This window comes from Microcoleus sp. D3_18a_C4 (assembly GCF_036702415.1).
In the GTDB taxonomy this organism is placed as follows: domain Bacteria; phylum Cyanobacteriota; class Cyanobacteriia; order Cyanobacteriales; family Microcoleaceae; genus Microcoleus.
In genome coordinates this window covers 1-23705 of sequence record NZ_JAUBTI010000100.1, presented here as the reverse complement: position 1 = coordinate 23705, position 23705 = coordinate 1, and the positions used below count along the sequence as shown (strand labels likewise).

Below are 23705 nucleotides of genomic sequence, written 5' to 3'. Positions count from 1 at the left end.
CGTCCCCGCTCGCGTATTGTACAATACGCGAGCGGGGACGCTCGCACTGTAAATGCAAAACTGAGATGCTCCCATCGACTTTTTCGCAAAAATCAACTCAACTGTCTATTCGCAATTCCCAATTCCCCTGATTCGCGACACAGAAGTCGCAGATATAAAATATCTGTTTCTTCCATCCTCCATCATCCACCTGCCATCTGCCTTGAACATCTGCCTAATGACTAATGACTAATGACTAATGACTAATGACTGATTTCTTCACAATTCCCAAATATTATGTCTCGTTCCAAAGCCCTGCAATCTTATATTTTTGTCCGCTTGCTTCTCGCACCGCTAATGTTGTGGACAATCACCACAGCAGTATTTTTATTGTTGCGGGCCACTCCGGGCGACCCCATAGATGCCATTCTCGGCTCACGAGCTCCCGCAGCCGCCAAAGAAGCAATGCGAACCCAACTCGGCCTCGACGCACCCCTGTGGGAGCAATATTTCAAATACATGAAAGACTTATTCAGTCTGAACTTGGGAACCTCCATCACCACTCGCGGACAAACCGTGTGGCAAATTATCGGAGATTATTTCCCCGCTACAGTGGAATTAGCAGTTTGTAGCATGGCCATAGCTTTAATTGTCGGCATCAGTATCGGTTCCTTAGCAGCATCCCGCCCCAACACTATTTTCGATGCTGTCGGCCGTTTGTTTGGCATTATCACTTACTCACTGCCGGCTTTTTGGGCTGGCATGGTTTTGCAGTTGATTTTCGCAGTGCAGTTGGGATGGTTTCCCTTGGGAACTCGCTTTCCCGTGACATTCCCAGCCCCCGAAGGCTACACAGGACTATACACTATTGACAGTCTGCTGAGCGCTAACCCCGGTCAGTTTCTCACATCTTTGCATTATTTGGCACTTCCGAGTTTGACGTTGGGGATTCTTTTGAGTGGCATTTTCGAGCGCATTGTCAGAGTGAATCTCAAGCAAACTTTGCAAGCAGATTATGTCGAAGCAGCGAGAGCTAGAGGCATTCCCGAATTGCAGATTTTATGGGCTCACGCTCTAAAAAATGCACTAATTCCGGTGATTACTGTCTTAGGATTGACTTTTGCTGCACTGTTGGGCGGTGCTATTTTAACAGAGGTTACTTTTTCTTGGCCGGGGTTGGCAAATCGTCTTTACGAAGCGATTAGCTTGCGGGATTATCCAACTGTTCAAGGTATAGTGGTGTTTTTTGCGGCAATTGTCGTAATTGCCAGCATTGTAATTGATATTTTGAACGCTTACGTTGACCCGCGAATTCGGTATTAAAAATATCAAGGAAGAAGGGAAAAGGATGTGCGAATGTGTCACTAAGGAATGAGAATTAAATAACTTCCACAAGTTTGTGGGATGGGCGTCCCGCCCATCCCACAATAACAATTAAAATTGTAAGTTATTTAATTCGCGCTCCTAAGCCTTTTTCTACCTGTACTTTCTGTCTGGGCGAGATGTTTTAGCCAGGGGTGGCCCTGTAGAAGTAGTTGTTAAAAAGATCGATCGGCTTTTAGAGTGACGACACTTGGCAATTTATGGGCAATACTGGAGAAAATAAAATTATACATTTGAGGAAACGCTGATGAGATTATTGCGAACAATCGCCGCTCTATCGGCGGCCTTGACCCCATTGATGGCTGAAGCTGCCTTTAGCCGTCCCATGCCGGGAACAGCCGATTTTCCCAGAGCCTCAAACCCCCAAGTAAATGTGCCGGTTTGCTTCATCGAAACTCCAGGCGGCACAACTTTTGATTTAGTCAGCTTGTGCGGCAGCAACGCTGCTCCCCAAAACACTGCTCCGGGCAATGCTCCTGCAAATAACCCCAATGCAGCCACTCCTCCGCCTCCTCCCCCGAACCCCAACGCCATCACCAGAGATGCTGCCGGCACCCCGATAACTACTCCTGCAGGCACGGCAAATCCCAACAGTCCCAACAATGCCAATCCGGGAACTTCGCCGAATACCAATCCCAACAATCCTAATAATGCCAATCCGGGAACTTCGCCGAATACCAATCCCAACAATCCCAACAATGCCAATCCGGGAACTTCGCCGAATACCAATCCCAACAATCTCACTCCGGGGACTTCGCCCGCAGGTACTCCCAATGCCAATCCGGGAGGTTCACCGATTACCAATCCCAATAATCTCAATCCGGGAACAGCGCCGAATACCAATCCCAATAATCTCAATCCGGGAACAGCGCCGAATACCAATCCCAATAATCTCAATCCGGGAACAGCGCCGAATACCAATCCCAATAACAGTGCGTCTCCCACGGGTGGAACTGCTGGCGACAGCAACAGCGATTTAGTTCCCAATCGCAATCTCAATCTTCCGAGAGTGCCGCCGAGTTCCTTTAGCCCCGGAGGCCTTGCACCGACTAGAGATGCGATTGATGGCCCCCGCCAGTAATAGGCAAAGTGTCAGAACTTTTACAGAAACCGGGTTTCTCGGAAACGTTCTTTTTTTAAGGGATATTTCACCCGCGAGAAAGCCGGAATATTTATTTGCCTGCTTAATATTGCTCTCAGGTGCGATCGGCATATTTTGTAGCAGAATAGCGAAATAAAAGTTAAGCTAAGAACTTGTAGACGCTATTAGCTAAGCACTCTTTCAAAACTGGACAACCAAGTAGAAGCAGTGATAGATAGCCAGCTTGAATCCGTAACAGGATTAGTTATCAGCAAAGGTTAAAATTATTACCAGGCGGGTGCTTGCCAGCTCCAAGTTCTCCAGCTAAACCATTCAACAGGCATATTTTTGTTAAGCCAGTGTGGTTTGGAAAGTACCGGCTGATAACATTAGCGAGACAAAATTAACCCGATTATTCGGAGGCTCTTCATGAGCAAAATATTTGTTTTAAATTTAAACAAAATTGCTCTAGACCCGATCCTCTGCGTTGGCGTAGCCCCCGTAGGGGCGGGCTTCGCTAACGCACTTGAGGAGGAAATCTAGTGTCAAACTTAGTTCAACGCTTAGAAATAACCGCTCATCCGCAACTAGAAAAATCCCTCGGCTATCGAGGAAATAGCCGCTGGGTAGCTTGGCGCTGGGAACCCGACATCGACCAACTTATTTCCAGCGACGGCAAAACAGTCGGCACTGGCAATAATATGGCTTGGCTGGTGTTTTTGCAGCACGATTTAGTCGATCCTGCCCTACAAGAGTACAACCTCGGCGAGGGCGATCGCTACTGGCTGCTTTTAGACACCGAAACTAGAAATCTCTACGTCGGCGAAGGGAAAACGGTTCAAAGTCTGCTCGAACAGCCGGAAAGTTTAGGTTTATTGGCTTGTCTCGATGGCGGGAATGCCGATCAAACTGGTGAAACTTGGCAGCAAACCCTATCTCAACTAACAGCCAAACCAGTTGTTCGCAACCTCACAAATATCCTTCCTTTTGGTATCGCGGCCGCTTTGATAGGTGCTTTAGGCATCGGCACCGGATTGTGGGTAGTGCCGGCAGTGCAGCAGAAACTAGCCGAAAAAACAGCTTTTGTTTCCCCAATTAGTTCGGGCGCCAACTGCGGGCTTGGCGGTTCAGACGATTTTTCAGCTTATATCGGTTCCTCAAGCGGAAACAAAGAACTTCATTTAATAGGCGTTTACGAAGCCAATGCGGATCACAAGAACCGAGATTTATCTAAAAGTGCGTTAGCGAAGCCCTCGGAGAGGATCGAAGTCAAAGTAGAACGCCGAAACAAGCCGATAATTCTCGCACTTTCAGCCTATGAACCGGTGCAATGGAACATTACTGCAGAACCGGGCGCAGTTATCGAAAAAATCATCGTTAACGGATACCACAACCAAACTGTTTCAGGAGTTTCGGGAATTCCGGTAGAAGAGCACAGCTACGAAGAAACCGGAGACTCTCTCGGCGACTTTATCTACAAGTGGGATGCTACCCCTGACAGTTCCAATACTTCTTCCCTCGTGACTAAATTGGAACAGGGAAACCGCACCAGTTTAACTTCTTTTCAAGGATGCTACAGAGGTAAGAACTTTAGTATTAATTGAGAGCAACGACAGAAGGCGACAAGTTATACCATTTTCGATTTTCGATTTTCGATTTTCGATTTTCGATTTTCGATTTTCGCTTAAAGAATTGGGAATAACTGATTCGATATGGGTTGAGAAGTTGTTACTGTTCCATTCTTTTTTTTAACTGTTGTTAAAACCTATCCCCCTAAAATCCAAACCCGCGTCGGCGGGTTTTTTCTTGAGAGTTAAATTATTGGCATCTCTATGGTATGATATGCGGGGGAGCATGTCAGTTTGGCAAGAAGCATTTTTTATTGTAGGGCGAGCGTCCCCGCTCGCGTGGTTATACAAGCACGCGAGCGGGGACGCTCGCACTATAAATGCAAAACTGAGATGCTCCCATATGCGGTGGCATCATTACCAATTCCCCATTCTCACAATACTAATATATTTCCTATGAAATACTGGTACGAAACGCTCGCAGTAGCACAGCGAATATTAATTGAATTGGGGAGGCGGCGACGCAGCTTAGTCTTGTGGAGTATATTTCCAGTTTCTATCTTGCTAATTAACGGTTTAATTTTAAAAGAACGCGCTAATCTCAGCACAGCAAAAGCCTTTGAAACTGCTGCACCTGCAAGCTTAGTAGGAGCGGCTTTATTTTTTAGCTGTCTCGGTGGTAGCGTAGCAACAGTAGTAGCTGAGCGAGAACAGCATACCCTCAAACGCTTGTTTATTTCCCCGCTGAGTGGCACTTCCTACTTTTTAGGAATTTTCCTGGCTCACAGTTGCATCGGCATCGGTCAGGTAATTTTAGTATACACGATCGCCTCTTGTTTAGGAGCACAATTTCAAGGCTCTATTCTGTTAGGATGTGCGATTATTCTGCTCAGTATTGTATCTTATGTAGGTGTAGGCTTTATTCTCGGCACCCAGTTTGCGAGGCGCACTGAAGATGTCAACTCGCTAGTAGCCGCTTTCGGCGTTCCTTTGTTGATTTTAGGAGGCGCATTCTTACCGACTTCGCTGTTTCCCAAAAGTCTGCTGGATCTCGCCCAGTACAATCCAATTTATCACATGAACGAAGCGCTGATGGGCGTGTGGGCTGACGGCAAAGATTTGGCTGATATTTCGTCGCACTTCGGTTTTTTGTGTATTTTTGCAGTTTTAATGATAGTAGCCGGATGGCTGTCTTATCGGCGGATGTTGCGAGTAGAAAGAAGGCTTTAAAACTATCTAATTATGTCGCAATACGGTTCAGTTAACACTGTTAATTCCCCGGATATCCCCCTAAATCCCCCTTAAGAAGGGGAGTAGGGGTTGACTTTGAGCAACTTCTTGTCCCCCCCTTCGTAGGGGCGGTGCGACCCCTACTCCCCGTGCCCGCCCTCTTGGCTAGGGGGGATCGGTCTTATCTGATAAGAAGGGGGACTTTGAGCAACTTCTTGTCCCCCCCTTCTTAAGGGGGGCTAGGGGGGATCAGTCTTATCTGAACCGTATTGCATTATGTCGTAATTATTCATCTCTCTCTTATCCTCCTCTGCGCCCTCTGCGCTCTCTGCGGTTAAATAATTCCGAAAAAATCGTAAATATATAAAATAATACGGAGAATTAAAGCAGTGCTGCAAATAGAAAAGCTAAATAAGTCCTATGGCGAGCGTTCAGTGCTTAAAGATTTAACACTGCACATACAAGCTGGAGAAATTTACGGTTTGCTGGGGCCAAACGGGGCGGGCAAAACTACAACTATCAATATTTTATGTAATTTGCTAAATGCCGACAGCGGCAAAGTTTCCATCAATGGCGAGCCTGTTTCCGAATCTACAAAATCCTTAATCGGTGTAGCGCCCCAAGAAAACTTGCTTTACAAAAGCCTTAGCTGCGAAGAAAACCTCAACTTTTTTGCTCAAATTTACGGCTTAGAGCGGAAACAGCGGCGCTATCAAGTAAGACACTGTTTGAAAGCAGTAAATTTGACAGATAGAGCTACAAGCCCCGTGGAAACTTTGAGCGGAGGAATGCAGCGCCGTTTGAATATTGCGGTGGCTTTAGTACATCAGCCTAAATTAGTAATTTTAGATGAACCGACAACGGGTTTAGATATTGAGGCTCGCTATGAAATTTGGGAGTTAATTCAGCGATTGCAATCGGAAGGAATTACAATTTTGCTGACAACTCACTTGTTGGATGAAGCTGAGCGGCTGTGTCAAAGAATTGGGATTTTAAAGAATGGCAGTATTGTGGCTGAGGGCAGTTTGGAGGAGTTGCAAAAACTGATTCCGGCTCAAGAGATTATCGTGGTAAAAACCGACGAAGAAGCTGAAGTCATCGCCCGCGCTAAACAATACAGTTTCATTCCCCGCCGCTACGGTAGCGATTTAGCATTTTGGCTGCCGGAACGTTTAGAATTAAAAGAGATTATTTTGCGTTTTGATGGAATTTCTATTGACTCAATCGCTCGGTATCCGGTGCGGTTAGAACATATTTATGTAGAAGTAACTAAACAAACTGTATCTTAATCTGCGTCCATCAGCGTATATCCGTCCGGTGCGCTTCAAAAACCAAAGAAACCGGGTTTTTTACCGAATCTACAGGCTCTAACGCAGTATTTTCGCAAAAACCCGGTTTCTGACCACCCGTGCGTCCAAGACTAAACTAAATTCATCTGCGTCCATCCGTATATCCGCCACCATCTGCGGTCAAAAATTCCAGAGTAATTAACAAAGGCGATGTCTAGATTCTCAAGATATCGTCAACCTTTATGCTGTCTGGCAAAATAGCCAATAAAATTCCGCTAAAACAAATAAACCCTCATACCCACAGCCTCTCTTGGATATCTAAATTATGTCCTCATGGCAAAGATCCGACTTTTCCGACTTTACAGAGGCAGGGGCCCTAAGCAATGATAGAGATAGGGGAAAGTCTACCCACGATGTCTAGATTGTAAAGATATCGTAAACCTGGATGTTGTCTTGCGAACTGTTAAATAAAAATATGCTATAAAAGATATGTCTTTGGTATGATACATTTAGGTTGCATCTAATTTTATAGAAACCCATTCCAGCGCTAAGCCAGTGAAACCTCATTTCATATCAGGACTACCCCGCTCAGGCTCTACTTTACTGGCTGCACTACTACGACAAAATCCCCGCTTTCACGCTGCTATGACTAGCCCAGTCGGGGGTTTAGTCGAGAGAATGTTGGAAGCGATGAGCGAAGACAACGAGTTTTCCGCGTTCATTTCCCCGGAACAAAAGCGGGCGCTGATTCTGAGCATCTTTTCTGCGTATTACCACCCGCAAAATGAAAAAGAAGTGATCTTCGACACCAATCGTCTTTGGTGCAGCAAATTGCCATTAATTCAGGAACTATTTCCCGGATCTAAAGTCATCTGCTGTGTCAGAAACATCGCTTGGATTATGGACAGCATCGAGCTACTGATTCGGCGCAACGCCTTTGATGTTTCCCGGTTGTTTAACAATCCAGCGGAACGGGCTACAGTCTACAGCCGCACCGAAGCATTAAGTCAGGGTTCCCGTTTAGTCGGTTATGCTTACAACGCTCTAAAAGAAGCTTTCTATAGCGAACAAAGTGCATCTATTCTACTGGTAGACTACGAGCTATTAACTATAAATCCGACTAAAACAATGTCGCTAATTTATCAATTTCTGGGCGAAGAACCTTTTGAGCATGACTTCGAGAATGTTCAATATCAAGAGCCCGAATTCGATAATCGACTCAACACAAAAGGATTGCATCAAGTGCGCGCAAAAGTCGAGTTTAAACCGAGAAAAACGATTTTACCGCCCGATTTGTTCGATCGATTTGATGGCTTATCTTTTTGGACAGAGCCGACAAATAGCCGTGCCAGCGCTATTGTAGCGAAAGCGAAATAAATCGGAAAACAGAGGCAACTCTGGACACGGCAATGCCGTTTCCCTACCTCAAAATAACCAATTTTTCTCGTTCGGATGCAACTATCGCCCGATTAATTGTAGGGACAAAGGCTTTCGCCCATTAGTGTCAATTTAACGTGAAACCATGTCAGAGACTCTGGTTTGACGATTAGGCCTAGATCCCCCCTAGCCCCCCTTAAGAAGGGGGGGACAAGAGTGTACTCAAAGTCAACCCCTACTCCCCTTCTTAAGCGGGATTTAGGGCGCTCTGGACTCGGATATAAACGAGATTTCTCAAGGGCTCACAGCTTAAGTTGACACTCCGAAAGGCACGGTGGAGTCCTGACTGCGGGTAATATCAATTCCAATGCCGCCGGATTTGATATCAAGCTTTGAGGCTCTTGTTGAAACAAAAGCCGGACTTAAATGTAAACGATAGATATAAAGGATTGCAGGAATTATGAACTTACCAACCGCGAACAAGCAAATTATTTTCGTAGACTCTTCTGTACAGGATTACCAAAGCCTGATTCAAAACATCGATGCCGCTCAAATTTTCATTTTAAATGAAAATTTGAGCGGCATCGAGCAAATTACAAATGCCTTGGCAAATCAAAAAGATATTGAAGCCGTGCATATCCTTTCTCACGGAAGCGAAGGCAGTTTAAAACTCGGTTCTGACGTACTCAATGAGAATGATATAGAAAGTTTCAACACTCAGCTAAAACAGTGGGGAAATGCCCTAACTGAAAACGGAGATATCCTATTATATGGATGCGATGCAGCCGCCGGAGACACTGGCCAGAATTTTGTCAAGCGATTGAGCGAAATCACAGGGGCAGATATTGCAGCTTCAAACAATTTGACGGGAAATGCTGCAAAAGGCGGCGACTGGGATTTAGAAATAGTAACGGGCAAGATAGAAGCCGCCGTGCCGCTGAATCGGGAGGCGATGAAAGATTATGATTATGTGTTGGCGAATTTTAATGTAACAGTGGCAACCGATGACGGCACGGGGGGGACAGCAAATACTTTAAGTTGGGCAATTCGGCAAGCGAATGTCGCAGCGGGAAATGACACGATTACTCTGCAAACAAATGTCAGAGTGACAGCGGTAATGACAACCCTAATTAACAGCAACATTGATTTTATTGGGAATAATTTCTCTGTCAGCGGAGATGTGAATAACAACGGCACAAATGATGCCGGTGACGTTCGACCGTTTTTTGTGAGGTCGGGAACGGTCAATTTCTCGAATATGACCCTCACCAATGGACGAGCACAAGGGGGAAATGGCCTCGGTGGTGGTGCCGGGATGGGTGGAGGCTTGTTTATCTACAACGGCACGGTGGGGCTAAATAACGTCACCTTTAATAACAATAGCGCCATTGGTGGTACCTCCGGCGGCACTGGTGGTGGCGGAGGAATGTTTGGCTCTGCCCAATTCACCGGTGGCGGTGGCTTGTTTGGCAATAGCACAGGGACCGGTGGGGGCTATGGCGGTAATGGAAACTATGGTGGCGGCGTCGGCGGCTTCGGCGGCGGCGGCAGCTTCAACGGCGGCGCCGGCGGCTTCGGCGGCGGTGGCGCCTTCGCCGGCGGCAGGGGCGGCTTTGGCGGCGGCGGAGCTTTTGGCGCCAACACCGGCGGCCCCAACCCCCCCGGTGGCAACGGCGGCTACGGCGGCGGCGGGGCCCGCAACGGTGGCGTTGGCGGCAGGTTCGGCGGCACTGCCCCCGCCGGCGGCTACGGCGGCGGCGCAGGCCTTGGAGGTGCCATCTTTGTCCGACAAGGCTCTTTAACCTTAAACAACACAATTTTTAGCAACAACACAGCCACAGGCGGCGGCAGTGGCGGTTCTCAAGGCAAAGGCGGAGCCATTTTTGCCATGACTTCCACCAACAACACCAACGGCAACAACCAGGGAATGCCAAGTACGCTACCTGCTGTCACCTCAGCCGGGGCAACCTTCACCAGCAACACCGCGGCAAACCAAGCTAGCGCCCCCGCTGCCACCACCCCCGCCAACGGTATCGGCAACAACCAAGACAATAACGATGTTTACGGCTCGATTATTAACGGCAACACCGCACCCGTTCTTGCCGATACCACCGTCACCCTCAATCCCATCCTCGAAGATGCGCCAGTACCCACAGGCGCTGTCGGCACCCTCATTTCCTCGATCGCTGCTATAGGAACGGGGCAGAATAACATCACCGATGCCAACACTGGCGCAGTAGCAGGCATCGCCATCACCGGCGCCGACACAACCAACGGCGCTTGGTTCTACAGCACCAACGGTGGCACCAACTGGACTCCCTTGGGCGCAGTATCCAATACTAGCGCCCGCCTGCTAGCAGCAAACGCCAATAACCGCATCTACTTCCAACCCACAACGGCCAACTACAACGGCACCATCGCCAACGCCATCACCTTCCGGGCTTGGGATACCACCTCTGGCACCAACGGCAACACCGCTAACACCAGCACCAACGGTGGTACCACTGCCTTCAGCAGTGCCACCGATACCGCAGCCATCACCGTTACCGCCGTTAACGACCAACCCAGCTTCAGTGCCACCAACCCCATCGCAGTCAACGAAGACAGCGGCGCACAAACAGTAACGGGTTGGGCAACCTTCAGCCCCGGCCCAGCCGACGAAGCCGCCCAAACTGCCACCTACACAGTCAGCAACATCGGCACCCCTGGTTTATTTGCAGTAGCGCCAGCAATAGATGCCACTGGCAAACTCACCTACACCCCCGCCGCCAACGCCTTCGGCACCTCCACCTTTGACGTGCGAGTACAAGATAGCGGCGGCACAGCCAACGGTGGCGTCAATACCTCGACTATCCAAACCTTCACCATTACCGTCAACGGTGTCAACGATGCCCCCAGCTTCAGTGCCACCAACCCCGTCGCAGTCAACGAAGACAGCGGCGCACAAACAGTAACGGGTTGGGCAACCTTCAGCCCCGGCCCAGCCGACGAAGCCGCCCAAACTGCCACCTACACAGTCAGCAACATCGGCACCCCTGGTTTATTTGCAGTAGCGCCAGCAATAGATGCCACTGGCAACCTCACCTACACCCCCGCCGCCAACGCCTTCGGCACCTCCACCTTTGACGTGCGAGTACAAGATAGCGGCGGCACAGCCAACGGTGGCGTCGATACCTCGACTATCCAAACCTTCACCATTACTGTTGATGGCGTCAACAATGCCCCCAGCTTCACCGCCACCAACCCCGTCGCAGTCAACGAAGACAGCGGGGCGCAAACAGTAACGGGTTGGGCCACCTTCAACCCCGGCCCCGCCAACGAAGCCAGCCAAACTGCCACCTACAGTGTCGGCAAGATCGGCACGCCTGGCTTATTTGCAGTAGCGCCAGCAATAGATGCCAGCGGCAACCTCACCTACACCCCCGCCCCCGATGCCAACGGCACCTCCACCTTTGATGTCGCAGTCCAAGACAGCGGCGGCACTGCTAACGGCGGTGTCGATACCTCGACTACCCAAACCTTCACCATCACCGTCAACGGTGTCAACGACAAACCCAGCTTCACAAACTTAGGCAACCAAACCCTAACAGCATGGACAAATACAGCTCAAACCGTCAACAATTGGGTTTCGGGCATTACCTTCGGCCCCGCCAACGAAACAACTCAAGCTGTTAAGAACTACACGGTTAACATCACCAGCGGCAACACATTATTTACGACTGCACCAACAGTTGCAAATAATGGCACGCTTACCTACACCCCCAACGGTCAACCCGGAACAGCCACCGTTGAAGTACAACTGCAAGATGACGGCGGCACGGCGAATGGCGGTGTTGACCTTTCCGACAAAGCTACGTTTAATATTACCGTTCCAGCACCAAAAGTTAACCTCAGTGCCAGCACCAATACCGCCAGCGAAGCCGCTGCAACCGCCATTACCTTTACCGCCACTGCCGAAGGTAACGTCGTCGGCGCTCAAACAGTTAATTTAGCATTAACTGGTACTGCTAGCGCTGCTGATTTTACAGGTGCTATTCCCGCTCAAATCACCATCCCAAACGGCAGCAATACTGGGCAAGTAACCCTCACAGTTAACGATGATAATCTTGTCGAAGGTACGGAAACAGCCACCTTGACGATTAGCACCCCATCAGCCGGAATACTATTAGGAACCACTACTAATCAAAGTGTGACGATCGCAGACAACGACACTGCTGGAATTACGATCGGCCCGATCTCCGGATTAACCACAACCGAGGCGGGCGGAACCGCCACATTTACAGTCAAACTAGACAGTCAACCCACAGCGAATGTTGAGATCGGATTAACTAGCAACAACACTGCTGAGGGTACACCAGACAAAAGCAGTGTCACCTTCACGCCTGCTAACTGGAATGTGCCACAAACAGTCACGGTTACGGGAGTAGATGACTTTGTTGCTGATGGCCCTCAAGCCTATCAAATTATCGCGGCGGCTGATACAACTACCGCAGATGTCAACTACAAAAATCTCAAACCAGCCGATGTCGCAGTCACCAATACAGACAACGAGACTCCTGGAATTACGATCGCACCAACCGCCGGATTAACCACAACCGAGGCGGGCGGAACCGCCACATTTACAGTCAAACTAGACAGTCAACCCACAGCGAATGTTGAGATCGGATTAACTAGCAACAACACTGCGGAGGGTACGGTAGATAAATCATCTGTCACCTTCACCTCGGCTAACTGGAATACTCCCCAAACAGTCACAGTTACGGGAGTCGATGACTCTGTTGCTGATGGCCCTCAAGCCTATCAAATTATCGCGGCGGCTGATACAACTACCGCAGATGTCAACTACAAAAATCTCAAACCAGCCGATGTCGCAGTCACCAATACAGACAACGAGACTCCTGGAATTACGATCGCACCAACCGCCGGATTAACCACAACCGAAGCGGGAGGGAAAGCCACATTTACAGTCAAACTAGACAGTCAACCCACAGCGAATGTTGAGATCGGATTAACTAGCAACAACACTGCGGAGGGTACGGTAGATAAATCATCTGTCACCTTCACCTCGGCTAACTGGAATACTCCCCAAACAGTCACAGTTACGGGAGTCGATGACTCTGTTGCTGATGGCCCTCAAGCCTATCAAATTATCGCGGCGGCTGATACAACTACCGCAGATGTCAACTACAAAAATCTCAAACCAGCCGATGTCGCAGTCACCAATACAGACAACGAGACTCCTGGAATTACGATCGCACCAACCGCCGGATTAACCACAACCGAAGCCGGGGGAACAGCCACATTTACAGTTCAACTCAACACTAAACCAACAGCCGATGTCACCATTCCATTAACTAGCAATAAAACTAGCGAAGGTACTGTAGACAAATCCTCTGTCACCTTCACCTCGGCTAACTGGAATACTCCCCAAACAGTCACAGTTACGGGAGTAGATGACTTAGTAGTAGATGGGAACGCTGCTTACAACATTGTCACCGCTGCTGCTACCAGTACCGATACTAATTACAGCGGTGTTAATGCGGCTGATGTCGCAGTCACTAACACTGACAACGACACCGCACCAGCACCAACACCAGCACCAGCACCCGCACCAGCACCCGCACCAACACCCGCGCCCGCACCAACACCTGCGGAAACACCAACACCCGCACCCACACCTGCGGAAACACCAACACCCGCACCAACACCTGCGGAAACACCAACACCCGCACCCACACCTGCGGAAACACCAACACCCGCACCCACACCTGCGGAAACACCAACGCCCGCGCCAACACCCGCACCAACACCTGCGGAAACACCGACGCCCGCGCCAACACCCGCGCCAACACCTGCGGAAACACCGACGCCCGCGCCAACACCCGCACCCACACCTGCGGAAACACCGACGCCCGCGCCAACACCCGCGCCAACACCTGCGGAAACACCAACACCAACAACAGCGGAAACACCGACACCAACAACAGCGGAAACACCGACACCAACGCCCGAAGTAACGCCAACACCAATAACCAACAACATCCCCAACGATGACTGCATCTGCGATGACATTGTTTATCCCAACTTAAACCAACCAAATACAGTTGAAAACACCATACTCGGTGTATCCGGCATTCAAATAGGCACTGCCAAAAACGACGAATTTCTCGGCAGCAACAACGGCAATATATTCGATGCTTCTTCCGGGGATGACAACTTATATGGTGGCGACAGCGCCGACATCCTCAACGGCAACAAAGGCAACGATTTTATCAGCGGTGGCACAGGCGATGACATCCTATTTGGAGATGAAAATAATGACATCATCCTGGGCGACTTGGGCAACGATTTAATCTTTGGAGGTAAAGGCAATGACTCCATCAATGGCCGCGAAGGTGATGAGATCGTTTATGGTAACAGAAATGATGACTTTATTGATGGTGGCAAGGGAAATGACACCTTATTCGGAGGCAAAGGGAATGACATAATCCTTGGTAGTGAAGGTGATGACTACCTGTTTGGAAATCAGGGTACGGATACTATCTGCGGCGGGGATGGTGATGATTTTATCAGCGGTAACGAAGCAGCAGATATCCTGGGAGGGTGCGAAGGAAATGATACTCTTTATGGAGGGGAAGATAATGATACTCTCACTGGTGGTAAAGGCGACGATATCCTTTACGGAGATTTGGGAAATGATAGTTTGATCGGAGGTAGCGGTAACGATATCTTTGCCTTAACAACTGGTCAAGGATTTGAGATCATCGCTGATTTTACCCTGGGTCAAGACTTGATTGGATTAAGCGGAGGTTTGAGTTTTGGTCAGTTAGCAATCACTCAAAATACTCAGGGAACTCTCATCAAAAATGTCTTGACAGGAGAGGAGTTAGGTGTGATGCTTGGAGTGAGTGCCAATGCGATTACATCGGCTAATTTCATGCTGGTTTAGGGAAGGAGAGAAAAGTACGATCGCCCTTAAGTACAAAAGGGCGATCGCTTCAAAAACCAAAGAAACCGGGTTTTTTACCGAATCGGCAGGCTGTAACGCAGTATTTTCGCAAAAACCCGGTTTCTGACTACCCTAACGAATTTACACTGTCTTAGCCCACTCGATCCAAGTTTCCATCGGGCGGAAACCGACTGATTTGTAAAGCTTTGTCGCCCCTGTCAAACTGTCAGCATCGACGCTGAGTTTAGCTGTGTTTGCGCCCGCCGCTTTTAAGGAGTGCAAACCCGCCAGCAGCATCGCTTTTCCTAAACCCATTTTCCGAAAGTCGCGCCGCGTACCCAACAATTCAATCCAACCGTCTTTTGTGCCACTGCGGGCGTTTTTTTGGGGTTTGATTTGACAGTCGCAGAAAGCTGCAAATTTGCGATCGCCCGAAACAGCAATCAAATCTAATTCCGGCTGATAATTGGCGTCTTGCATCCAGTAGCGCACGGTTTCCGCAGTTAAATCGTGGTGATTCCAGTGATCGATAAATGACTGGTTGAACATCTCTACCCAGGGTTGGATGTCTTTTTCTCCTGATACGTGTGTCAGCTCAAAATCGGCGGGAAATTCGGGTGTGGGAATCGGTTCGGCGAGGGATCGGGCCATTGTCCAAAAATAGCGATCGACCTCAAAGCCCTGTTTTTCTAACAGCGGCATCTCATCGGTTTTGTCCTCCCGGCTGTAGGTACGCAATTTCGCGGGCAAATTGCGTTCTTTTCCTACTTGGCGCAGCCGCTTTTCTCCCCACTTAATTATGTCTTTTTCTAATCCTTCGCCACGGACATTTGGATGCACGTAAAACCAGAGAGAAGCGTCTATTTCATTCTGGGAATCGGGCATATCTAGGAGTGACAAACCGATTAGTTTGTAATTACCATCTTCCCACAACTGCACGTCACGGGCTTGGTCGAGTTTGGGGGCATCAAGTATTAGCTTGAGTTCAGTTGCAGAGACTTCTTCGCCGAGTCTATCCACTGCTTCGCAAGCATCGATTAAATTTGCGATCGCGCACCAGTCAGTTTCGCCCTTGTAGGAGCGTGTTGTCAAGATATTCATAAAAAACTTGCAATCCGTAATTTCGGACTGTTCCTCTTAGTTGGTATTGGCAAACAAGTACAGTAATTCAGACATTTTGCACAAATGTCAGTAACAGGCTTTCCGGCCTGTTCCACAAGAAATAAATGTTCTTGTGGGGCGGGTTCGCGTGACCGCACCTAAACTGTTTTTAGTATTTGAGAATGGTGTCGATAAAACTCAGAAACCTGTTTATATCACCCAGGCTTTCAGGTTTTATCTTATAGCGCAATCATAAAAATTGGTTTGCCTTTTTGGGCTAGTTTTGTATTGGAGTTTATGGCTGGATGTCGATGAGTCGCGCTCTCTTTCGTTACCAAGCTTGGTGCTTAAGTAACTACTATTGTTTGAATAAAGTTTCTACAGCTAAGTAAAGAAGTTGTCACCCCCACCGGGTAGTTGATTTTTACTTTTGCTCTTTTTAGAAGAAATCCTTTTTCAGGGATTTTTGGCTCCTCCTGTTAACTCGCCCGATCGGGGGAGGGGAGAAGTTGAACTTATTTAAAAGTTCCCTATTTCAACTATAACCTGAGCTGTTTTTTTTGGCAAGTTGGAAATCGAGGGAATCTTGCTAGTATGAACGAGGCTGGCATTTGATTGCAGGAGCGCTCCGGCTTTCAACCAGCCGTAACTGTAATTTTTATAACGTTTTTCCCTGAGTTGAGGATTTAATTTTATCCAAACGTTAAACTAACGTTAAACTGTTTTTTACAGATTAATATGAGGTAAATATGCTCGACAACCTCGATTTAGATATTTCCCTGGATAAAGAAACCTACGATGCCAAGATAGAAATTTTAATGCAACAGTTGCGATCGCTCCAACTGGCCTGCAGGGAAAAAAAATTGCCCGCAATTATCGTCCTCGAAGGTTGGGCCGCCGCCGGCAAAGGCGCGCTGGTCAAAAAAATGGTGGGGTACATGGACCCGCGCGGGTTTGCCGTCCACCCGATTTGGCCGCCGTCAGATGCAGAAAGGGGCTATCCTTTCCTGTGGCGGTTTTGGCAGAAACTCCCCGCCCGTGGCAAAATTGGTTTTTTCTACCACAGTTGGTACACTCATGTTTTAGAAGACCGGTTGTTCGATCGAGTCTCCGACGCAGAAGTACCGACAGTCATCAGGCAAATCAACGCTTTCGAGCGGCAGATGGTAGATGACGGCGCCGCAATTGCCAAATTTTGGATTCACCTCAGCAAAAAAGAGCTCAAGCACCGGCTCAAAAAACTAGAAGATGACGCATTACAAGCTTGGCGAGTGCGACCCGAAGATTGGAAACAAGCCAAAAAATACGAAGAATACACAACTTTTGCCGAAGAAATGGTAGCCCAAACCGGCACGGGCCCCGCACCTTGGACGCTAGTAGAAGGCGATTGTCAGCGGTGGGCAAGAGTCAAAGTTTTGACCCAAATGGCAGCGACAATTACAGAAGCCTTAGACAGACTGCCGACGCAATCTGCACCCGTGAAATTGCCACCTCAAGAAAGCTTGCAACCCACGGAACCAGACTTGCTGGCCCAAGTAGATTTAACTCAATCGCTGTCGCCCGACGAATACAAACAGCAACTTCGCGAGGAACAAACCCGTTTTGGCCAACTGCAACAAAGCATCTACGAAGAGGAAATCCCCGTCTTAGTCCTGTTTGAAGGTTGGGACGCCGCCGGCAAAGGAGGAGCCATCAAACGCTTGACGGACATCCTAGACCCCCGCAGTTACATCGCTAATGCCTTTGGGGTGCCGACAGACGAAGAAAAAGCGCACCACTACCTCTGGCGGTTCTGGCGGCGGCTGCCAACGGCTGGTAAAATCAGCATTTGCGATCGTAGTTGGTATGGTAGAGTGCTGGTCGAGCGAGTCGAAGGATTTGCCACCGAACCCGAATGGCGCCGAGCTTACCAGGAAATCAACGAATTTGAGGAGCAACTCACCAGTTTCGGTTGTGTCTTAGTTAAATTCTGGCTGCACATCAGTCCTGACGAACAGCTAAAGCGGTTTACAGAGCGGCAAAACAATCCATTTAAACAATACAAACTCACCGAGGAAGATTGGCGGAATCGCCAAAAGTGGAATTATTATGAAGTGGCGGTGAATCAAATGATTCAGCGCACCAGCACGCCGCTTGCTCCCTGGACGCTAATTGCGGCCGATAACAAGTATTATGCTCGTGTTAAAGTAATTCAAACGGTAACGCAGGCAATTCGGAATCAACTGAAGCGCCGATAAATTGGGATTGGTGAATGGGTAACAGGTAATGGGGAAAAAAAGCAGGCAGCAGAAAGCAGGCTTGAATTGCCAATTTCACCTCCCTGCGATCGATTCATTACCAATTATCAATCAACCATTACCAGTTATCAATTACCAATTAACTGTCAGCAATCTGTGACTGGAAGTAGCGGGTTTCACCCTGCAACCAATAGTTGATAGCTGACCGGAAGCGAGCATTAGGATAAATGCGATCGGACTGCGTTATTCGCGAAAGTTAAAAACCCACCGATGCCCGTGTTTCCTCCCGCAGCTAAAGTCGCGCTCGTTTCCACACTTCCCTACTAAATTATGAAGACACAGAATATTGCAAGATGCCAGAACTGTTAGCTCGCATTCTATTTCTATTCCTCCTGTTCTCACTGCTCAGATCGTGGTGGGAGCAATCAGGAGGCAAAGACAATCCCTTATTAGACCGGCTGCGCGTTTTGCTGCTGATCAGCCTTTTGATCCTAGCTTTTTTTGCACCAGACACCCCGGTCGGAGCAGCGATTTTCGGGCTCATAGCCTTCTTCTTTAAGCCGCTGGGTTTTTCCATCACGCTGCTGGTGATTGCATCGGCGCTGATCACGAACGGGGGCATCCGCAACCCGGCGCCGAGAATGATCCTGGCAGCGCTGCTAGTTTTGATCCTTTCGAGTATGCCGGTTGTCGCTTACTGGTTCGCGGAGCAAGCAGAACGGGACGCCGCTGCAGCCGTCCGCACAGCTTGCTGCGATGAAACTGCCGCGGCGATCGTCCTGCTGGGCAAGGGAACCACTCAGCCTCACATCCCCAACCGAGTAGCGATTCAACTGACAGATACAGGCAATCGCCTGCCCTATGCAGCCGTTTTGTACCGCCAAAAAGTGGCACCGATGGTCATCGTTACCGCTGGCCCCAGACCAGAGTTGGAGGGTTATGTTGGCGAAGCTAAGGATATCGAGACTTTGCTGGCAAACAACATGGGCGTGCCGCGCAGCAGTATCGTTCTCGACGATAACGGCAGCAACATACGCACCAGCGCCCAAGAGGTGAGAAAGATACTCGACACCCGTGGCGCCCCGCGCAAAGTAATCCTGGTAACATCTGCGATTCAGATGCGCCGTGCCAGCCTCGCTTTTGCGAATATGGGAATCCAGGTGATTCCTAGGGCTACCGACTTCTACACTTTTCAACCCACATCAGGAGGGAAATCCAGTAGACTCCGCTTAGACGCGGGAGATTTTTTGCCTAGTGCAGAAGCTTTGGTAACTACGACGCGAGTATTCGATGAATATTTCGGGTCTTTTTATTACTATTTGCGCGGCTGGCAGGCTCCCAGAGCCTAAAGTGGCAAGTTGCTGGTGTTTTTCTTAGGCAACAGCGACTGCTCCCCAGATTGGTTTAACATCTGATGAGAATGAGACCTTTGTGGGGAGCTGTTTTTTCTCATTCCGGCGGGGTCGCCGACAATCAAGTTTGCCATAAATGCAAACAATACCCAAAAGATAACTGGCTCCCACTGGGATTTTTTGGGCGGTGCTTCTGCCGCTTTGACAGATTCAACATTGACTTTGATGTCTAGTTTGCCTTCAATTTCTTTGCCTTTGAGAACTCCGTCGCTGCACACACCCTTAAAAGTCAGCGGAGCTGGCTTCGGGGCTTCTGCTACTGCTGCTTTCGTTTCTTCTGCCATTTTTTTATCCTGGTTTTGGTGAATCCGGTTGGATAGTACATTCTCAGAGGTTCGGGGGTTTTCCGGACAGGATTTGGCGAACTCTGAAAGAATTAAGTTAAATATGCACCCCGCCCCTTGCTGGGGCTTAAATATAAGAATCTGAAGGCATTTCCAGCTAGTGCTTGTTTGTTTTGCCTAGCAGCGTTGCCTTGAAGCTGCTACTTATATATCCGGGTGAAGGGGAGATTTTTATGCAGAGTACAGGTTTTTTATGAAAAATTTATTTGCTCCCGGCGGGCCCAAAGGTCAACAGCCTTAAATAAGGTGTCCCGCATCTTGCGTTGTATTTTTCGGGCAGGCGGGACACCACACAAAAATTTCATCAAATTATGAGCTTGCCTTATCTCCCCGAAGAAACCCAGTTTCTTCCCGCAGCGGGCCCAAGTGACGCAATTCGGTTAATAAACGGGGTTTCTGGCTCAATATCGCGCCAGGAATGCCAATCTAAAATTTAAAATGATCGAAATAATCGAGAGTGAAAATATCCACCAGCAAACTATCTTGCCTGCAACCCGAACAACTGGAAGCTTGGGCAAAAGAGGCAATTAATCGCAGTAGATCCGGTCAAATCCCTGCGTACATACCTCTCCTAGCGCAAGCCGACAGACAAGGGTTTGCCGTGCAAATTCGGGCAATTGACGCGCAAATTATGAGCTGGGGTAGCATTGCTCAAACATTCCCGCTGATGAGTGTAGTCAAGCCTTTTGTGCTGCTTTATTTGCTGTGCGAAGTCGGCGAAAAAACGGTATTTGACTGCGTTGGCTGCGAGCCTTCGCAACTGCCTTTCAATTCCCTAACTCAACTCGAAATAGACCAAGGGAAGCCGAGAAACCCGATGATTAATAGCGGGGCGATCGCCCTTGCGTCTTTGATTCCCGGTCAAAATGCTGTGTCGCGCTGTCAAAACTTGCTCGATTGGCTGAATCAACAGGCAAACAGTCAGTTATTTGTTGACGAGTTAATGCTCGATTCAGTGCAGACAAACCCGAATCAAAATAATTGGAATCTCGCCTTGAAAATGGTAGAATCGGGTTACATTCAAAATCCAGAAATTGCTTTAGAAACCTACAATCGCATCTGCTGTTTTTCTGGAACTGTAGAGGATTTAGCTAAGCTGGGGATGGTTTTGGTAAATACTGGCGATCGAGCAATGCGAGAAAACTGCCGTACTGTCAAAGCACTGATGGCGACTTGCGGTTTGTATGAAGCATCCGGCCGCTTTGCGCTGCGGGTGGGACTGCCGGCTAAGTCGGGAGTTAGCGGGGCTTTGGTGTCGGTAATTCCGGGCCAAGGTGCGATCGGCTTTTACAGTCCGCCCCTGGATAAAGACGGAAATTCTATCGGTGGCTTATTTCTGTTAGAAAAAATAGCTAAAACTCTGCGGCTAAGCGTATTTGATTAGATTGGGAATTGGGAATGGGTCATTGGTCATTGGGAAACAATATAATTCCGTAGGGTCGGGTTTTACGACAATATCTAATCAGTACAAACAAGCTTTATAAACCCGCCGCCACACCGCTAATAATCTACATCAACCAACACGGGCGATCGCCTGAAAAAAATGTATATTTCGATTTACCGTGGGGCGGGAGCGGGTTTTTGAGATTATTTGTTTGAGGCGTAGATTGTCGAAAAACCCGCCCCTACAACCAATATTTTAATTCCCCAGTATGAAGTAATTGGGCCTAATTAACAGGACATAATATCACAACTAATGCCCCATGCCCCATGCCCGATGACTAATGCTTTTCGCCCAAAATAGCATAAACCACAGTCTCTTCTTTTTTGCCGCGCAATTGAATCGAGCCTACTTTTTGGCCTTCGTAGCGATCGCGCACATAAGCAAAAGTCCTCGCCGTCACCAACAAATTAAAAGGACTGTCAGAAACAATTTCCTTATTCATCGCCTCCAATCTAGCAGCAACGTTGACAGCATCGCCGATCACAGAATAATTCAAACGCCGGGAACCGCCCACGCTACCAGCAACTAACTGTCCGGTATGCAAACCGATGCCAAACTTAATTAAAGGTTTGTGTTCAATTCTAAGCTGCTGATTAAGTTGGTGCAGCCGTTCGTGCATCGCAATACAAGCCGCAACTGCATTCAAAGCATCTTGTTGAATTTCTCGATATTCGGTATGGCAAAAAGGCACTCCAAAAACTGCCATAATTGCATCACCGATGTATTTATCTACAACGCCGCCGTGATCCATAATACAGTTAGTCATCGCTTCCAAATAATTGTTCAACCAGGTGAGTAAATCTCGCGGCGGCATTTTTTCTGAAATGGAAGTAAAACTCCGAATATCCATAAACAGCACCGTGGCTGTAAGTTCTTGAGGTTCCAGTTCTCCCTGTTCAAATATCTCCGCTTTGCGTTCCCAAATAAGTTGAGCTGTCTCTGGAGCGACGTGCTTTTCAAATAACCTCATCAACTGCTGCTTTTCGTACTGTTCCCGCAGTTGCAAAGCAGTGCCAGATAAAATGAGGGTGCCGATAGGTGCGGCAATCGGAACCCACCAAAAAAAGAAGCCAAATAACAAAGCACCAGCCCCAATCCAAATTATAGGCAAACCGAGAGCGATCGCAATTCTCTCCTTAACGCCTCGGTTGCCCAGAACCAAGGCAGTAAGCGACCCAATCCCCAACAATAACAAAATTTCTACGAGTACCGGCAGTCGCCGTAGCAAGCGTTGATTGAGCAAATTGTCAACCAACGCTGCATATAAATAAACCCCAGCCGTAGTCTTGTTTAGAGGTGAAGATATCGGGTCTAAACCGGTAGCAACTATGCCCACTAAAACTAACTTATTAGTCAGAGCATCTGCGGGAATTCTACCTTCTACGACATCAACAAAAGCATAGGTAGGTAGATTTTCTGTTTTCCCCGGCCAGTTAACCCAGACTTTTTTTTCCTGCTTATTTTTGGACTGTGGGAGCAATACTGGATCTTGGGGATTAGCAGCATTGTACCTGTGAATCATTGCTAAACCGAAATTAGGAATCCCGTTGAGAAAGATTTTTGACTCGCGGCTAATACCGTCGCTATCGGGTTCCTGGCCGATGTGGCCGACACCTGCGGCGGCTGCTATTAAAGATGCTAGGGGTTCTTCTTTGGTGGTTCTAGCGAGTACAACTTTGCCGTTGGCGGCGATTGCAGCGGCTAAAATATCATCTTTCGGACTTGGATCGAGGAAAAGAATGTCAAAACCAACTGCTGTAGGGGGAGATTTTTTCAGTGCTTCTAGCAGTTGGGCGTAGCGGTTGCGGGGCCAAGGAAATTGACCGTATTCCTGCAAGGAATGCGGTTCGATCGCAATTACCGCAATTCTAGAATCCCATCCGGGATTTGGCAAAATTCCCGATTCTCGAATTTGAAATAGCATTTTGTATCCCAAATATTCAAGGGGTTTCCACATTCCCAATTGCAGCATGGCTACAGACATTATACCTACTAATGCCCCTGTCATCCAGGGAGGATTTGTGAATACATATTGCCGCAGCCCGATCAGGTGATTTTGTTTGAGATGATCGATCCATTCTTTCAACTTCATGCAATTAATTTGACGCAATAATTGACATTCGAGTCCGAACTTCGAGAGGAGTGGGAGTCAATCGATTTTAGATTTTAGATTTTAGATTTTAGAGGCGACCCCACGGATAAATTCGGGGGGCAAGTTTCATCGGATACAGGTTTTTAGGATCGCGAATTAAATAACTTACAATTTTAATTGTTATTGTGGGATGGGCGTCCCGCCCGTCCAAAAAGGACG

At 48.4% G+C, this 23705-nt stretch carries 13 protein-coding genes; 10 read left to right on the top strand and 3 right to left on the bottom strand.

What is annotated here, in order from left to right:
* The first annotated feature begins 276 nt into the window (after nt 1–276).
* The 7 genes from QUB16_RS27465 (at nt 277) to QUB16_RS27435 (ending at nt 14856) form a co-directional block, all read left to right on the top strand.
* Complete coding sequence (locus QUB16_RS27465) at nt 277–1302, top strand: ABC transporter permease (RefSeq protein ID WP_333205958.1); 1026 nt, start codon at nt 277–279, stop codon at nt 1300–1302.
* A gap of 307 nt (nt 1303–1609) precedes the next feature.
* Nucleotides 1610–2443 (top strand): hypothetical protein, encoded by an 834-nt coding sequence (locus tag QUB16_RS27460; protein ID WP_333321069.1) that lies wholly within the window; start codon nt 1610–1612, stop codon nt 2441–2443.
* 542 nt (nt 2444–2985) lie between these two features.
* Nucleotides 2986–4047, top strand: coding sequence for a hypothetical protein (locus QUB16_RS27455; RefSeq protein WP_333321068.1), 1062 nt, complete (start codon nt 2986–2988; stop codon nt 4045–4047).
* Between the two features lie 357 nt (nt 4048–4404).
* Nucleotides 4405–5241 (top strand): ABC transporter permease, encoded by an 837-nt coding sequence (locus QUB16_RS27450; RefSeq protein WP_445251172.1) that lies wholly within the window; start codon nt 4405–4407, stop codon nt 5239–5241.
* 389 nt (nt 5242–5630) lie between these two features.
* A complete protein-coding gene (locus tag QUB16_RS27445; RefSeq protein ID WP_333321066.1) occupies nt 5631–6530 on the top strand; it encodes an ABC transporter ATP-binding protein in 900 nt (299 codons plus the stop codon).
* A gap of 555 nt (nt 6531–7085) precedes the next feature.
* The gene (locus QUB16_RS27440) at nt 7086–7907 is read left to right on the top strand and encodes a sulfotransferase (protein ID WP_333321064.1); all 822 of its coding nucleotides are present in this window, start codon (nt 7086–7088) and stop codon (nt 7905–7907) included.
* 460 nt (nt 7908–8367) lie between these two features.
* Entirely contained in the window at nt 8368–14856 is a 6489-nt protein-coding gene (locus tag QUB16_RS27435; protein WP_333321062.1) for a DUF4347 domain-containing protein, read from the top strand.
* Nucleotides 14857–14997: 141 nt separating this feature from the next.
* Here the strand turns inward: QUB16_RS27435 and QUB16_RS27430 are convergent, their stop codons facing one another.
* Nucleotides 14998–15957: a GNAT family N-acetyltransferase gene (locus QUB16_RS27430; RefSeq protein WP_333321060.1), complete on the bottom strand. Its 960-nt coding sequence runs from the start codon at nt 15955–15957 to the stop codon at nt 14998–15000.
* A gap of 749 nt (nt 15958–16706) precedes the next feature.
* Between QUB16_RS27430 and pap the strand changes: the two genes are divergently transcribed.
* Both pap and QUB16_RS27420 read left to right on the top strand, forming a co-directional pair.
* Nucleotides 16707–18194: a polyphosphate:AMP phosphotransferase gene (pap, locus tag QUB16_RS27425; RefSeq protein ID WP_333321058.1), complete on the top strand. Its 1488-nt coding sequence runs from the start codon at nt 16707–16709 to the stop codon at nt 18192–18194.
* 353 nt (nt 18195–18547) lie between these two features.
* On the top strand, nt 18548–19543 hold the full coding sequence (locus QUB16_RS27420) for a YdcF family protein (RefSeq protein ID WP_333321056.1): 996 nt from the start codon (nt 18548–18550) through the stop codon (nt 19541–19543).
* On the opposite strand, the gene QUB16_RS27415 is transcribed toward QUB16_RS27420, so the two are convergent.
* The gene (locus QUB16_RS27415; RefSeq protein WP_333321054.1) at nt 19540–19890 is read right to left on the bottom strand and encodes a hypothetical protein; all 351 of its coding nucleotides are present in this window, start codon (nt 19888–19890) and stop codon (nt 19540–19542) included. The two genes, QUB16_RS27420 and QUB16_RS27415, sit on opposite strands and share 4 nt — an antisense overlap.
* Nucleotides 19891–20407: 517 nt before the next feature.
* Here QUB16_RS27415 and glsA point away from each other — a divergent pair.
* Nucleotides 20408–21334, top strand: a complete 927-nt coding sequence (glsA, locus tag QUB16_RS27410) for a glutaminase A (protein WP_333321053.1) — start codon at nt 20408–20410, stop codon at nt 21332–21334.
* A gap of 337 nt (nt 21335–21671) precedes the next feature.
* Here the strand turns inward: glsA and QUB16_RS27405 are convergent, their stop codons facing one another.
* On the bottom strand, nt 21672–23486 hold the full coding sequence (locus QUB16_RS27405) for an adenylate/guanylate cyclase domain-containing protein (protein ID WP_333321051.1): 1815 nt from the start codon (nt 23484–23486) through the stop codon (nt 21672–21674).
* Nucleotides 23487–23705: the final 219 nt, after the last annotated feature.